The organism is Tenacibaculum pelagium (assembly GCF_014062345.1).
GTDB lineage: Bacteria > Bacteroidota > Bacteroidia > Flavobacteriales > Flavobacteriaceae > Polaribacter > Polaribacter pelagius.
Map to the genome: position 1 here is coordinate 120,062 of NZ_JACGLS010000002.1, position 14,162 is coordinate 134,223.

Sequence of the window (14,162 nt, forward strand, 5' to 3'; positions counted from 1 at the left end):
TTGTAGAATATGTTTTTTATCTCTACATTTGTAGAGCTAATTCTAATTATGTAGAGATGCAATTATCAAAAACCGAAGAACAAGTAATGCAATATTTATGGAAACTTAAAAAAGGTTTCATGAAAGATATATTAGCCGAATTTCCAGAACCTAAGCCAGCAACAACAACTGTAGCAACATTACTTAAAAGAATGAACGATAAAGGTTTTGTAAATTATAAATTATTTGGAAAATCAAGAGAGTATTATCCAGTCGTTAAAAAAACCGATTACTTCTCTAAACACGTAAACGGATTGATAAAAAACTTCTTTAATAATTCAGCTAGCCAGTTCGCTTCATTTTTTACTGAAAAAACAGATTTATCAGTTTCTGAATTAGAAGAACTAAAAAAAATTATTGATAGTCAAATTAAAAAACAACAGTAATGATTGTTTATTTTTTAAAATCTTTTATCTGTTTAGCATTGCTATTAGCTTTTTACCATCTGGTTTTAGAGCGTGAAAAAATGCATCAATTTAATCGTTTCTATTTATTAGGCAGCATTCTATTTTCTTTTATTGCTCCGTTATATAAGATATATATTGAAGTAGCACAAACAATCGTTGAAAACACTCAACCTTTAGTGCTAGATTACCCTATTCCTACAGAAATTACAGAACCTGTACAGGAAACAAACTATATGCAATATGCTCTTTTTGTGTATCTAACAATATCGCTTATTCTAACAATTAGATTTATAAAAAACTTAGTTGCTATATATCTTAAAACAAAACAGCATAAAAAAATAAAAAAGGGAAAAGTAATTTTAGTTTTAGTAGACGACTTAATAAGTCCACATACTTTTTGGAACTATATTTTTATCAATAAAGAAGAATATTATTCTAACAAAATTGAAACAGAACTTTACACACACGAATTAACACACGCTCTCCAAAAGCACACTTTTGACATACTTTTAATTGAAGTATTACAAATTGTTTTTTGGATAAACCCTACATACATATTACTTAAAAAAGCTATTAAATTAAATCATGAATTTTTAGCTGATAGTAATGTAATTACCAAACACAAAAACACTTCTGAGTATCAATATTTATTATTAAACAGAGTTGCTTGGAACAACGAATATTACTTGGCCAGTAATTTGAATTATTTATTAACTAAAAAAAGATTACTTATGATAACAAAGCAAAGTTCTCGAACAAAAATCTTGTTTAAAAAACTGGCTGTAATACCAGTATTAGCGGGATTCACTTTCCTTTTTGCTGAAAGAGTTGAAGCAGAAAATTCAGAAATTAAATTTATTGACTCTGAGGTTATTGACAAACAAAAAAATGAAGAAAAACCTGAAGAGGTTTTAAAAGACATTAAAGAAAAATTAAAAGATGTAAACTCATTAAAATTAAGTTTAATTAATCAAACTCCTATTTTAAAAATAGACATAAAAAAGAATTTATTCTATTTAAACAACCGCTTAATTGAATTAAAAGATCTAAAAAAAGAATTTATAAAAGAAACTGAAGGGGGTAAGTCTGATTTAAAAATAGATATTAATGGAAAGATATTAATGTCTACAATTAAAAATATTCAAAGAAAAATAGGTAAAGAACATCTTAATAAAATATTATTATTTAATGCTCAATCTTATATTCTTGATGATGAAACTTCTTTAAAAACTTCAAATATAGACTCTATCCCTAAACATAGAAGAGTTATAAATCTCCATAAAGGTACATTTATGTATACTGATAAAAATGGTAAGGTCATCTCGAAAAAAATATCAGAATTAACAGATGAGGAGAAGAAAATGATTCCACCACCTCCACCACCAGTTGGCTTGGTAAAGAAAACCGTAACTAAGAATTTACTTGACAAGTTAAAAAACTCAAAAAAATACGCGGTTTGGATTGATGGAAAAGTAATAAATAATAATGTTTTAAATAATTATAAACCTTCCGATTTTTATAATTACATGGGAAGTTTTGTGCACAAAAATGCTAGGAGCAAACGTTTCCCGCAAGAATATCAATATCAATTAAATACTAAAAAACATATTGACAAAAGAAGAAAACACTTACCTCCACCTCCTCCAAAATCTAAAACAAAAGTTTTAGCTCCACCACCTCCTAAAACTGGTTTTTATGAAAGTAACGGGCAAAAACTTTACTATGTACAGAAAGGAAAGGAATTCACTTTTTATAATAAATATGGGCAAGTTGTTACAAAACAAGGAAAAGTTATCAACCCAAATCAAACTGCTTCAGACAAAGTTATACCTGGTCAAAATATAACTAAAGTATATAAAGACAATAAAGTAGTAACTCGATTCAAAAACACGAATCTCCCACCACCTCCACCTAAAGCTAATTTTCTTGAGGTAAAAAAAGGGAAAATGTCTAATATTCCACCACCACCTAAATCAGATTCAAAGAAGTTCCCAAGTTATCCGCCACCACCTCCACCAATGAGTGCAAAAGAGCTGGTATTTAAATATCCAAGTGCTACCTATTATTTTAATAACAAAAAAGTTAGTCATGAAAAAGTTCTAGATTTACTTAAAAATCGAAAAAGAATAAATGTTTTAACTCAAGAAAAGAATGGGAATAAAGTGATTAAGTTTACTTCTAAAGACTTTGTAAAGTAAAAATTAGTTTATACTGTATTAAAGAATTATGTTAAAAGCCTCACAATGTGAGGCTTTTTTGTAACATTATATAAAAACACTCGTTCTTATTGTATAAGCTTATATACATGATCAAAGATTTTTTCCTTCTATGCGCTGGTGTGGATCAAAATTTAATTAAAAAATGCTCTAACGGAGAGCAAAATAAATATGCTGGAATTGGCGCTACTGTTTTTTTTACTGCTCTAATGGCAACCATAGCTTGTAGCTATGCACTATTTACAGTTTTTGGCAATATTTACACTGCTATTTTTTTCGGAATTCTTTGGGGATTGTTGATTTTTAATTTAGATCGATTTATTGTTTCTACTTTTAAAAAAAGAGATTCTAAACGTCAAGAAGTTTTACAAGTTATTCCAAGGCTATTATTGGCTATGATTATCGCAGTTGTAATTTCTAAACCTTTAGAATTAAAGATTTTCGAGAAAGAAATTAATCAAGTTTTGTTAACTGAAAAAAACCTAATGACTTTGGATAACAAGACACAAATAGCTCAGCAATTTACTCCTGAAATAACAAATATTGAAGCAGAAGTTAGTGCTTTAAAAGATGAAGTAGCTGCAAAAGAAAATGAAGTAAATAATCTTTATGAAACCTATATTGCAGAGGCTGAAGGCAGAAAAGGAACTAAACTACTAGGAAAAGGTCCTGTCTACAAAGAAAAACGTGAAAAGCACGATGCTGCTTTAAAAGAATTAAGTCAGTTAAAAACTGATAATAACGAAAAAATAAAAGCCAAAGAAGCTACTATTACCAACTTAGTTCAACAACAAAAAGATACAGAGAGTAAAACACAACCAATAATTTCAAATTTTGATGGTTTAATGGCGCGTATTAACGCCTTAAATAAACTCCCTTGGTTGCCTTCTTTATTTATTTTCTTATTATTTTTAGCAATAGAAACCGCTCCAATTTTTACAAAACTTATCAGCTCTAAAGGAGAGTATGATTTTAAATTAGAAAATGAAGAATCAATTGTAAAAACATGGATTCAACAGCAAGTACATCAACGAAATGCTATTTTAAAAACTGATATTGATCTTAATGAAAAGGTATATGCTGATTTAAAAACTGAAGAAGAATTGTATAATTACAAACAAAAAATGGCTCGTAATTTAATGAAACTTCAAGCTGATTCTTTTTATAAAAATCAACAAGAGATTTTATAACGCAATAGCATTCGAATTTTTCACCTCTCCAATAGTAAATGTACTATGGGTATTTCCTATATGCTTCAAAGCTGTTAGTTTATTTACCATAAACTCACGATACTCATCCATATCCTTTACGTATATTTTCAAAATATAATCGTAATCGCCACTCACATGAAAACACTCAGTTACTTCATCTAACTTGTTAATTTCTCTTTCAAAAACAGTAATATATTCTTTAGTATGCTTTTCTAATCTAATGTGACAAAACACCAAGAACGATTTACCTATTTTATTTTTATTCACCAGCGCTACGTATTGTTTAATCACTTGCTCTCTTTCAAGTTTTTTAATACGTTCATATACCGCAGTAACAGACAAATCTAACTGTAAAGACAGCTGTTTTGTTGTTTGCTTACTATCTTTTTGAAGTAATTCTAGCAGTTTTTTATCTATACCATCTAATCTCATCTGAAAATTTTACAGTTTTTATTGAATTTCAATTCGAAAAACTTGTTTTTAAAACTATCAAAACATAAAAATAAAGAAAAATAATCCAATTTAAACCATTTGACTTGATTTAAAATCACATATAAAAGTAATTTACAGTCAATTAAACAACTAAAAATTACTATTATGGATTTTAAACCAGCTAACAATATTCAAGACTTACAATATTTTGGAGAATTTGGTGGTGTTAACCCTTCAATTTCTGATTCATCCACTTATACTTTCATGAAAGCAAAAACAATGTTTGATACTTTTGAAGGTAATACAGACGGGTGCTATTTATACTCTCGTCATACCTCTCCTTCAAATTTATATCTAGGAGAAGCTTTGGCTGCTATGGAAGGTACCGAAACTGCAAATGTAGCTGGTTCTGGCATGGGAGCAATTACTCCTACTATTTTACAAATCTGTGGTACAGGAGATCATATTGTATCAAGTAGAACGATTTACGGAGGAACCTATGCTTTCTTAAAGAATTTTACTCCGAGAATGGGAATTGAAACTTCTTTTGTAAACATCACAAAATTAGATATTGTTGAAGCAGCTATAAATGAAAACACTAAAATGATTTACTGCGAAACCGTAAGTAATCCTCTTTTAGAAGTTGCAGATATAAAAGGTTTATCTGCTTTAGCTAAAAAATACAATTTACAATTAGTGGTTGATAATACATTTTCACCGCTATCTATTTCTCCTGCACAATTAGGTGCCGATGTTGTTATTCATAGTTTAACAAAATTCATCAATGGATCATCTGACACTATGGGTGGTGTAGTTTGTGCGAGTACAGATTTTATCAACTCACAAAAAAGTGTGATCGATGGTGCAAGTATGCTATTAGGTTCTTCTATGGATTCTTTACGTTCTTCTTCAATTTTAAAGAATATGAGAACGCTTCATATCCGTATGAAACAGCATAGTAAAAATGCTACTTATTTAGCTGAAAAGTTTGAAGCTGATGGATTAAAAACTGTATATCCTGGATTAAAATCGCATCCATCACACGAGATTTTTAAATCGATGATGAATGAAGAATATGGTTTTGGAGGAATGTTAACTATTGACGCGGGCTCTTTAGAAAAAGCGAATGCTTTAATGGAATTAATGCAAGAACGTAACTTAGGTTATTTAGCTGTAAGTTTAGGATTCTACAAAACATTATTCTCTGCACCTGGAACTTCAACTTCATCAGAAATACCAGAGGAAGAACAAGTTGAAATGGGATTAACCGATGGACTAATTCGTTTTTCTATTGGATTAGATAACGACATAGAGCGTACTTATGAAATGATGAAGGCTTGTATGTTAGAAATAGGAGTTTTAAAAGAAGAGGTTCTAGCTTAAGAACTGAGACATAAAAAAGTCCCGCATTTTGCGGGACTTTTTATTTACCGTAAATCCTTTCTTTAAATTTTTTAAAATCTTCCTTAGATGGCGGAGCTCCATTAAAAGGAACCATATCCCAACGATCTCCTTCTTTTTTTAACTCAAAACTAAATACAGAAGTATTTACATCATCAGGATTTAATAAAGGATAACGCAAATCTAAATACTTTACATTCTTACTCGAATCCATTGACATTAAGTTGTAGTAGCCGTTACTAAACCAAGTCAATGTTTTAATATCAGCATGATTAACATCTAATAATTTTCTATTTTTAGGTATACTTAAAATGGTATCAACCTCAACTTTTGAGTCTAATAACGAGTAAAAACCTACTTTATAATCATCATCGGTTTCAGCAATTCCATACCATAAAATATTATTTAATATAGTAGGTTGAGTTGAAAAACGATTGTATGAAACATCAGCTTTGTCAAACGATTCTTTAAATACTGAATCGACATGTATCTTATTCCCAATAGTAAATATCATATATGCTGAACTCACCAATATTCCAGCATGTGTCCACCACTTTCTTCTTGCTTTTTTTCGATTGTAAAACATCGCAATAATCAAACACACTAAAAAAGGCAACGTGTATAAAGGATCTACAACGGAAATATTATTAAAAGCAACTCTATAATCAGAAAAAGGCAAGAACAATTGTGTTCCGTAAGGAGTAAAACTATCTAATAATGGATGGGTGAAAATGGATAAGAAATACAACCATATCCAATCTTTTAAGTTTGTCGTTCTTATTCGCTTACCTGTATTATATAGTTTGTGTGTTATCCATCCGAAAAGAAAAGGAGCTAAAATTGCAAAAACAATTGAGTGCATAAAACCTCTATGAAAAGCCATTGCATCAATTTCATTACCATACAACCAACTACCAATAAACACATCTAAATCGGGTATGGTTCCTCCTATCGCACCAAATAACAGTGCCCTGTTCCCTATCTTTTTTCCTAGTGCAATTTCTCCGCAAGCAGCACCTAAAACAATTTGAGTTAATGAATCCATAGTTGGCAAATGTACTAAACTGATTCTACTTGTGTAATTCTTTGCAAAATCGTAACATTACACTTCCAAAAAAACTACACAATGCAAGACGATAAAAATTTATCTGAAATTAATATAGAAGACCAAAAAATTATAGACAATAAAGAATTAAGTTTTTGGGAAGCTTTAATTCCTGTAATCATTTTGATGGGACTATTAGCTTATAATATTTTTTATGCTGATGGTGCTTGGTTAGGAGATTATTCTAATCAATATATTTTATTAATGGGAGGTGCAATTGCAGCTGGGGTAGGTTTTTTCAACAAGGTTTCTATTCAAACCATGATTGCTGAAGTTTGGGAAAATTGGAAAAGTGTTTTTGTTCCTATTATGATTTTATTTCTAGTAGGAGCTTTAGCAGGAACTTGGTTAGTAAGTGGAATTATACCAGCAATGGTTTATTATGGTCTACAAGTATTAAGTCCTGAAATATTTTTACCAGCCTCTGTTATTATTGCTGCGATTATATCGATCGCAACTGGTAGCTCATGGACTACTTCTGCAACTGTAGGTATTGCCTTAGTTGGTATCGGAAGTGCTTTAGGAATTCCATCTGGTATGATTGCCGGTGCTGTAATTTCTGGAGCTTATTTTGGAGATAAAATGTCTCCGCTTTCTGATACTACGAACTTAGCTCCTGCTATGGCTGGGACAGATTTATTTACCCATATAAAATACATGGCATATACAACAGTACCAACAATTTTTGTTACACTTATTGTCTTTGCAATTTTAAGTGGAACTATTGATACTACAGGTAGTGCAGATGTAAGTAACCTATTAACGAGTATTAAAAACACGTTTCATATATCTCCAATGTTATTTATAGTACCAGCAGTGGTAATAGCTATGATTTTATTAAAAACAAAACCTTTAATAGCCTTAGGTACTGGTGTTGTATTAGCCGCTGTTTTTGCTTTTATATTTCAAGGAGATGTGCTAGACGCATTAAATGAATCTAGATTTCAATCAATTATCAATTCAGTTTTAACCGATACTCAAATACAAACGGATAATGAAAAACTAACTGAATTATTTAGTGCTGGTGGAATGAATGGAATGTTATGGACCATCTTTTTAATTGTTTGCGCTATGGTATTTGGTGGTGTTATGGATGCTATTGGAGCCTTAGCTAAATTAACCAAGGCTTTATTATCAATTGCTACTTCTGTTTTTGGGTTATTTACTAGTACAGTTGTAAGTTGTTTAGGATTAAACGTAATTGCTTCCGATCAATACTTAGCATTGGTAATTCCAGGTAAAATGTTTAAACAAGCTTATGAGGATAAAGGTTTAGCTCCTGAAAATTTAAGTAGAACGCTTGAAGATTCTGGAACTGTAACCTCTGTATTAATTCCTTGGAATACTTGTGGAGCGTACCAATCTGGAGTGTTAGGTGTTGGTGTTGGCGAGTATGCTTTATATGCAGTATTTAATTGGCTAAGTCCGTTTACAACGTTGTTATTCGCTGCTTTTAGAATTAAAATTAGACAATTAACCACTAAATAAATTTCAAACCTCTCTTAATTGAGAGGTTTTTTATTATGATTATTTCTGCTTCAAAAAAAGACATTAAAGAACTTACCTATATTGCTTTACTTTCCAAAGCCTATTGGGAGTATTCACACGAACAAATTGAATCCTGGAGAGAAGATTTAACCGTTACTTCAAAAATGATTGAAGACATGATGGTATACACATTCATTTCAGAAGAAAAAATTAGTGGATTCTACATCCTTAATCAACCTGAAAATAACACTATAGAATTGGAGTTTCTATTTGTGCATCCAGATTATATTGGTCAAAAAATTGGAAAACAACTTTTAGTACATGCTGTAAAAAAAGCTTGCGAACTAAACGTTAATAGTATGACTTTATTAGCCGATCCTAATGCGCAACCTTTTTATGAAAGTCAAGGGTTTATTTGTATTGGTAAAAAAGAAAGCGCTATTCCAAATCGTTTTTTGCCACTAATGCAGAAAGATTTAATATCCTAAATTATATTCTCTCGCTATATAACTAGTACCAAAGAATAATATTACAGCTATAAGCATTATTATTCCTGTTATGTATCTCCATTTTTTCTTTTCTTTTCCTTCTTTTTTTTCTATATTTTTAAGTACTTTGTTTTCTCTTTTATCAAAGAAACTCCAATTTAAAGCAAATAAAAAAACTAAAACGGAAATAGAAATGATTAAATATTGATTACTATACCATGTTTTTTTATATAAAAACAAGCTTAATAGTGAATTTACAATCATTGATTCTATAGTAGATATTACTCCTACACAATAAAAAAAAGGGTTATCATAATACCCTTGTTTTTTAAATAATTTTAAATAAAAATTATAGATAGTATAATATATATAATCCATTTTTAAATTATGTTTCTATTTATAAAAAATCAAATAAACCAATTCCAAACTACTCCAAAACGGATTACAAAATCTCTATATGGATATCCAGGTGCTGAAAAATAATCTTTCTTAAAAAAGAATGAGCTTATATTATCCGCTTTAAAATAAATACGTGTTCTACGCACTCTACCATTGAAAAATAAGTCAACTGTTGGATACCCTATTTCAGTATCATTTTGTAAGGTAAACTCTGCTAATAAAGGATTATAAGCATTTGCTTTATACTTACTAAAGTATTTAAAAGTAGCTCCTATTTGTACTAACAACGGATTACCTTTAAACCAATTATCAGAATAATATAAAGTGTTTCTTGTTACAAATTCCGGAACTCTAAAAACATCACTTCCATTCGCTACTTTTTGATACATTAACGTATTATCCAACCCGAACTTACCAAATTTAAACTCTTTAGAAACTTTTGCTTTTAAGTAATTAACACTACCTGAATATTGCTTTGGCAAACTGTTTTCATCAAAATACGTGTAATTATCAATATTCGTAATATCTACAGAAGCGTCTCCCCATTTTGAAGAAAAATCTCCACCAAGAGTTCTAGTACCAACTGAAGAAAAATCATTTTCCCAATTGTATTTATTATAATTACTTTGAAATAATAAAAAGTTGAAATTTGGTAACTTATTACTAATCCCTAGCCTTGTCTTAAAAGTAAATACACTATCTTTTTTATAAAAAGCTTCAGCTTTGATGTTATTCCCTGAAAGCCTTCCGCTACCTGGGGTTAAATTTGCAGATGCGTTTACATGAAAATTTTTAACTCTACCATTCCAATCTGCACCAAAGGAAATAGCATCTCCCTTTAATCTATTCCTAGTAATACCAACTAAACTGTTTTGTAAGTTATTGTAACCATAATTATAAGTGGTATAATCTGATTTTACTCTGAATCTACCTAAAACATATTTAGAATTGAAATCTAAAAAAACTTGATTATTATATGACAAATAATTTACTTGATTTTTTATCGCACCCGAAACGTTTACATCTCCAAAAATTGCTTCTGTTGGACTTGATTGATTAAAACGATAAAACTTAGAATCTCTCGTAAAAGAATGCCCTATTTTTAGATTAGAAAAATCTTTTTGTTGCAAACTATCTTTTACTGAAATTACTTTAAATGAATGTTCAAAATGCAATCGCTTCCCTTCAAAAGTGTTTTCTGTATCATCTAAATTAACATCTAACCTTGCTCTGTTTCCACTAAAATTAGGGTCATCATTTATAAATGCAATTAATGAATCATCTGTTAAACCTCCACTTTCCTCATTAAAAAAATCCTGATTTACAGCTTGTCCCCTGATAGCATATTGCCCTTTTGGACTTTCATACCTAAAGCTTAATCTAAAATTACCTGTACTAGCTAGCGAACGTCTATAAGCTCCTAACGAACGAATACCTTTGTATGCGATCCCAACATTAAGTCGTTTAGAGAAATTAGTTGTAAATAACGCATCTAAAACCTGACCTTGCTCTAACCCAGTTCGATACATAATCTCAGTCGTTGGAGTTGGAACGTGGTAATAATCTATATCTTCTATTTTAAAGTAATTAAATTGTTTCGCTCTGAAACCTATATTTGGAAACTGAGAAATATTACTAAAATTATATCCTAAATTATTAAAGGTTTGTCCTTGATTATGAAAAGCTAGTAACTCAAAATCATCTTTCCTTAAAAAATTAAACTTATAATGTTTTTTTAAAGTAAGTGTAGTATCAACAATTGTTGTATCATTTCTATGCGATATAATTTTATAATCTGTGTATTTTGTTTTTCCACTAAGCTTTACTTTAATTTCATTATCAGGTAAAGAATCTCTGTTCTGATTAAAACTTCCTAAAGCTCCTCTACCTCCTAAACCTTTATCAATACTCGGTCTTACCTGAGAAAATAGCAGTTGAGCACTTATCAAACAAAAAAACAATAAAAAAAAATTTTTCATAAAAGCAAAAGTAAAATAATAAAACGACAAAAATTATGAATAATTTCTTTGAAAACTGTTAATTTGTAACATGTTGAAATTAAATCATAGCGGATTTACTTTAGAGGCGGGAACTGACGAAGCTGGTAGAGGTTGTTTATCTGGACCAGTTGTGGCTGCAGCTGTAATTTTGCCTGAAAATTTTCATCATGACTTACTAAATGATTCTAAACAAATTTCAGAAAAAAAACGTCTAGAGCTACGCCCCTATATTGAAAAACATGCCTTAGCATTCGGAGTTTCATTTATCCATCATCAAGAAGTTGATGAATTAAATGTTTTACAAGCGTCTATTACCGGAATGCATCGTTCTATTGAACAACTTTCAACTCCCCCTGAATTTATTATTGTTGATGGCAACAAGTTTAAAACCTACAAAGAGATACCTCACGAAACCATCGTAAAAGGTGATGCTAAATTTATGAGTATTGCAGCGGCTTCAGTTTTAGCTAAAACGTATCGTGATGAGTATATGGAAAAAATCCATCAAGAATTTCCACAATACAATTGGAAAAAAAACAAAGGATATCCAACAAAAGAACATCGAGAGGCTATTCTCGAATTCGGAATTACACCGTATCACCGCAAGACTTTTAAATTACTTCCCGAACAGTTAAAATTAAAACTTTAGTTTTTCTATTTTTGTCTTCCAATTTTTAGAAGATGATTAAAAGAACGCGTGCAGAAATTAGTAAATGTATTATTCATAAAGTTGCTAATAAATACAATAGCGGGCAAAATGCTTTCTCTGAAAGCTTAGTTCGTTTTGATGAGGAAAGCTATGAATTATTAATGCCTTTTTTATTAAAAAACTTTAGCACCGTAACACAAAGTTATCGATTTAGTCATCATGCAGATGTTCGTTTAAACGAAATGAATAAATACACTTCAGATATTTTTGAAGATGAAAACACGTTTATCGAACACTCTAAAAATATTGTAAATCATTTATACGAACAATCGAATTCTGCCAATATTAAAACTGGCGATGTTATTGTTGTTTACTTTGAAGGCATTGAATATAAAGATGTATTAACCGAAGCTGTTGGAGTTTTTAAAATTGAAAGCAAAGTAGATTTCTTCCAAACCTATTTAGATGATGATAGTTTTGATGTTGTGGTTCAAAAAGGAATTTCTACAAAAAAATTAGACAAAGGTTGTTTAATTTTAAATTCATCTGACACAGAAGGCACTGTAGTTTTATCAATAGATAACAATCAATATGATGCACAATATTGGATCAAAAACTTTTTAAGTGTAAAGTATGCTGATGATCGTAATCTACACACACAAAATTATTTAGAAATGTGTAAAGAGTTTTCAGAAGAAATTATAAAACCTGAATTCGGAAAACAAGAGCAAAGTAACTTTTTAGCAAATACTGTCGATTATTTCAAAGAGCATGAAAGTGTAGATTACCATGGATTTAAAGATGAAATTTTTGAAGAAGATAAGCATAAAGGAATGTTTGAAGATTACAAAAAGCATTTCGAAAAATTAAACGATGTATTAATTCGTAATAATTTTGAAGTTTCTGATGCTGTATTAAAAAAAGAAAAAAGTAAGTTTAAAACTGAAATTAAGCTGGATACAAACATTCAAATTAAAATTGATGTAGATGCTCCAGATGCTTCTTCTGATTATTTAGAACAAGGCTATGACGAGGATAAAAAAATGAAATTTTACAAAGTATATTATAACACTGAAAAATAAGCATAAAAAAAGCTGAGTTTTAAACTCAGCTTTTTTTATGCTTATTAGTTTATTATTCTTTTTCTGACATTTTCTTTACATAATCAGTAATAATTACAATTTGAGTAGGTCCAACTTTACCTTCAATATATTTTGCATTTTCGTGATCCAAAGAAATTCTACGAACCGCTGTACCTTGTTTAGCTACCATACTAGAACCTTTCACTTTTAAATCTTTAATTAGCACCACAGAATCTCCAGCTTGTAAAATAGCTCCATTAGCATCTCTGTGAATTATTTTTTCGCTTTCATCTAAATGATCACCACTTTCTTTAGCGAAACGTACATCCTCATCTTCTAAATACATCATATCAAGCAAATCTTGTGGCCATCCTTCTTTTCTAAGTCTAGATAACATTCTCCATGCAACAATTTTAACAGCTCTAAACTCACTCCACATAGAATCATTTAAGCAACGCCAATGATTTGCATCTGTTTTTTCTGCATCTTCAATTTGCTCTACACAAATATTACAAGCTAACAAACTTCCATCAACTCCTCCTATAGAAGCCGGTGGAACCTCATATATTGACAAATCATTTTTTGACGCACATAACTCACACTGATTTCCACTTCTATCTTGTAACTCTTGTAATAAACTCATTTTTTATGCTCTAAATTAAGGTGTGTAAAAGTACATTTTTATTTTATCTTTATCAGATGTATTTAGAAAGCAAAAGGCTAATTATTAGAGAAGCAAAAGTGAGTGATGCTCCTTTTTATTTTGAATTATTCAACGACCCTGATTGGATTAAATTCATCTCCGATAAAAATTTAAAATCAATTAAAGAGACTGAAATTTATTTAAAAGATATATTATTTAAGAACCTACAATTAGGTGGCTTAGGTTTTTTTTCTGTAATTTTTAAAGAAACGAATAAACCTATTGGAACGTCAACAGCCTTACAAAGAGATAAATTAGAATTTATTGATATTGGTTATGGATTTTTACCTGAAGCTAGAGGAAAAGGATATGCAATCGAAGCTACCAAGCTAATTATTGAATATGTTCGAAATAAATTTGAACAAGAAAAAGTACTTGCTTTTACTATGCCTGAAAACAAAGCATCACAAAAACTTTTAAAAAAATTAGGATTTACCTATGTTGGCTTGCGAAATATTTTTGGGAATGGTAAAGATAATGTATACGAATACACATTTTAAAAGTTAGTTTATTTTTAACAACTTTCATTTTTTTATATAAAA

General features: G+C 29.9%; 14 protein-coding genes. 9 read left to right on the top strand and 5 right to left on the bottom strand.

The window, feature by feature from the left end:
- The first annotated feature begins 56 nt into the window (after nt 1-56).
- From H3Z83_RS05580 to H3Z83_RS05590, 3 genes are all read left to right on the top strand, one after another.
- Entirely contained in the window at nt 57-425 is a 369-nt protein-coding gene (locus H3Z83_RS05580; protein ID WP_182124498.1) for a BlaI/MecI/CopY family transcriptional regulator, read from the top strand.
- Nucleotides 425-2,644, top strand: a complete 2,220-nt coding sequence (locus tag H3Z83_RS05585; protein WP_182124499.1) for a M56 family metallopeptidase — start codon at nt 425-427, stop codon at nt 2,642-2,644. Before H3Z83_RS05580 ends, H3Z83_RS05585 begins: the two co-directional genes overlap by 1 nt.
- A 107-nt stretch (nt 2,645-2,751) precedes the next feature.
- A complete protein-coding gene (locus H3Z83_RS05590; RefSeq protein WP_182124500.1) occupies nt 2,752-3,852 on the top strand; it encodes a DUF4407 domain-containing protein in 1,101 nt (366 codons plus the stop codon).
- Here the strand turns inward: H3Z83_RS05590 and H3Z83_RS05595 are convergent.
- On the bottom strand, nt 3,847-4,305 hold the full coding sequence (locus tag H3Z83_RS05595) for an Lrp/AsnC family transcriptional regulator (protein WP_182124501.1): 459 nt from the start codon (nt 4,303-4,305) through the stop codon (nt 3,847-3,849). The genes H3Z83_RS05590 and H3Z83_RS05595 overlap by 6 nt on opposite strands.
- A gap of 165 nt (nt 4,306-4,470) precedes the next feature.
- Here H3Z83_RS05595 and H3Z83_RS05600 point away from each other — a divergent pair, with 165 nt between their 5' ends.
- The gene (locus H3Z83_RS05600) at nt 4,471-5,688 is read left to right on the top strand and encodes an aminotransferase class I/II-fold pyridoxal phosphate-dependent enzyme (protein WP_182124502.1); all 1,218 of its coding nucleotides are present in this window, start codon (nt 4,471-4,473) and stop codon (nt 5,686-5,688) included.
- A 40-nt stretch (nt 5,689-5,728) separates the two neighbouring features.
- On the opposite strand, the gene H3Z83_RS05605 is transcribed toward H3Z83_RS05600, so the two are convergent.
- On the bottom strand, nt 5,729-6,751 hold the full coding sequence (locus H3Z83_RS05605; protein ID WP_182124503.1) for a metal-dependent hydrolase: 1,023 nt from the start codon (nt 6,749-6,751) through the stop codon (nt 5,729-5,731).
- Nucleotides 6,752-6,832: 81 nt separating this feature from the next.
- Between H3Z83_RS05605 and nhaC the strand changes: the two genes are divergently transcribed.
- Nucleotides 6,833-8,299, top strand: coding sequence for a Na+/H+ antiporter NhaC (gene nhaC, locus H3Z83_RS05610; RefSeq protein WP_182124504.1), 1,467 nt, complete (start codon nt 6,833-6,835; stop codon nt 8,297-8,299).
- Between the two features lie 35 nt (nt 8,300-8,334).
- Nucleotides 8,335-8,787 carry a GNAT family N-acetyltransferase gene (locus H3Z83_RS05615; protein ID WP_182124505.1) on the top strand — a complete coding sequence of 151 codons (453 nt, stop codon included), beginning with the start codon at nt 8,335-8,337 and terminating at the stop codon, nt 8,785-8,787.
- Here the strand turns inward: H3Z83_RS05615 and H3Z83_RS05620 are convergent.
- On the bottom strand, nt 8,776-9,165 hold the full coding sequence (locus tag H3Z83_RS05620; protein WP_182124506.1) for a hypothetical protein: 390 nt from the start codon (nt 9,163-9,165) through the stop codon (nt 8,776-8,778). The genes H3Z83_RS05615 and H3Z83_RS05620 overlap by 12 nt on opposite strands.
- Before the next feature lie 29 nt (nt 9,166-9,194).
- The gene (locus tag H3Z83_RS05625; protein WP_182124507.1) at nt 9,195-11,165 is read right to left on the bottom strand and encodes a putative porin; all 1,971 of its coding nucleotides are present in this window, start codon (nt 11,163-11,165) and stop codon (nt 9,195-9,197) included.
- A gap of 70 nt (nt 11,166-11,235) precedes the next feature.
- Here H3Z83_RS05625 and H3Z83_RS05630 point away from each other — a divergent pair, with 70 nt between their 5' ends.
- Both H3Z83_RS05630 and H3Z83_RS05635 read left to right on the top strand, forming a co-directional pair.
- Nucleotides 11,236-11,835: a ribonuclease HII gene (locus tag H3Z83_RS05630; protein ID WP_182124508.1), complete on the top strand. Its 600-nt coding sequence runs from the start codon at nt 11,236-11,238 to the stop codon at nt 11,833-11,835.
- Nucleotides 11,836-11,867: 32 nt separating this feature from the next.
- Nucleotides 11,868-12,917 carry a nucleoid-associated protein gene (locus H3Z83_RS05635; RefSeq protein ID WP_182124509.1) on the top strand — a complete coding sequence of 350 codons (1,050 nt, stop codon included), beginning with the start codon at nt 11,868-11,870 and terminating at the stop codon, nt 12,915-12,917.
- 52 nt (nt 12,918-12,969) lie between these two features.
- Here the strand turns inward: H3Z83_RS05635 and H3Z83_RS05640 are convergent, their stop codons facing one another.
- On the bottom strand, nt 12,970-13,560 hold the full coding sequence (locus H3Z83_RS05640; protein ID WP_182124510.1) for a PhnA domain-containing protein: 591 nt from the start codon (nt 13,558-13,560) through the stop codon (nt 12,970-12,972).
- 56 nt (nt 13,561-13,616) lie between these two features.
- On the opposite strand from H3Z83_RS05640, the gene H3Z83_RS05645 reads away from it, so the two are divergent.
- On the top strand, nt 13,617-14,120 hold the full coding sequence (locus tag H3Z83_RS05645; RefSeq protein ID WP_182124511.1) for a GNAT family N-acetyltransferase: 504 nt from the start codon (nt 13,617-13,619) through the stop codon (nt 14,118-14,120).
- The last annotated feature ends 42 nt before the right edge of the window (nt 14,121-14,162 follow it).

What these genes read in the sequence shown, in the direction of transcription:
- H3Z83_RS05580 (WP_182124498.1), top strand. Translation starts at nt 57, where the DNA reads ATGCAATTATCAAAAACCGAAGAACAAGTAATGCAATATTTATGGAAA.
- H3Z83_RS05585 (WP_182124499.1), top strand. Translation starts at nt 425, where the DNA reads ATGATTGTTTATTTTTTAAAATCTTTTATCTGTTTAGCATTGCTATTA.
- H3Z83_RS05590 (WP_182124500.1), top strand. Translation starts at nt 2,752, where the DNA reads ATGATCAAAGATTTTTTCCTTCTATGCGCTGGTGTGGATCAAAATTTA.
- H3Z83_RS05595 (WP_182124501.1), bottom strand. Translation starts at nt 4,305, where the DNA reads ATGAGATTAGATGGTATAGATAAAAAACTGCTAGAATTACTTCAAAAA.
- H3Z83_RS05600 (WP_182124502.1), top strand. Translation starts at nt 4,471, where the DNA reads ATGGATTTTAAACCAGCTAACAATATTCAAGACTTACAATATTTTGGA.
- H3Z83_RS05605 (WP_182124503.1), bottom strand. Translation starts at nt 6,751, where the DNA reads ATGGATTCATTAACTCAAATTGTTTTAGGTGCTGCTTGCGGAGAAATT.
- nhaC (WP_182124504.1), top strand. Translation starts at nt 6,833, where the DNA reads ATGCAAGACGATAAAAATTTATCTGAAATTAATATAGAAGACCAAAAA.
- H3Z83_RS05615 (WP_182124505.1), top strand. Translation starts at nt 8,335, where the DNA reads ATGATTATTTCTGCTTCAAAAAAAGACATTAAAGAACTTACCTATATT.
- H3Z83_RS05620 (WP_182124506.1), bottom strand. Translation starts at nt 9,165, where the DNA reads ATGGATTATATATATTATACTATCTATAATTTTTATTTAAAATTATTT.
- H3Z83_RS05625 (WP_182124507.1), bottom strand. Translation starts at nt 11,165, where the DNA reads ATGAAAAATTTTTTTTTATTGTTTTTTTGTTTGATAAGTGCTCAACTG.
- H3Z83_RS05630 (WP_182124508.1), top strand. Translation starts at nt 11,236, where the DNA reads ATGTTGAAATTAAATCATAGCGGATTTACTTTAGAGGCGGGAACTGAC.
- H3Z83_RS05635 (WP_182124509.1), top strand. Translation starts at nt 11,868, where the DNA reads ATGATTAAAAGAACGCGTGCAGAAATTAGTAAATGTATTATTCATAAA.
- H3Z83_RS05640 (WP_182124510.1), bottom strand. Translation starts at nt 13,560, where the DNA reads ATGAGTTTATTACAAGAGTTACAAGATAGAAGTGGAAATCAGTGTGAG.
- H3Z83_RS05645 (WP_182124511.1), top strand. Translation starts at nt 13,617, where the DNA reads ATGTATTTAGAAAGCAAAAGGCTAATTATTAGAGAAGCAAAAGTGAGT.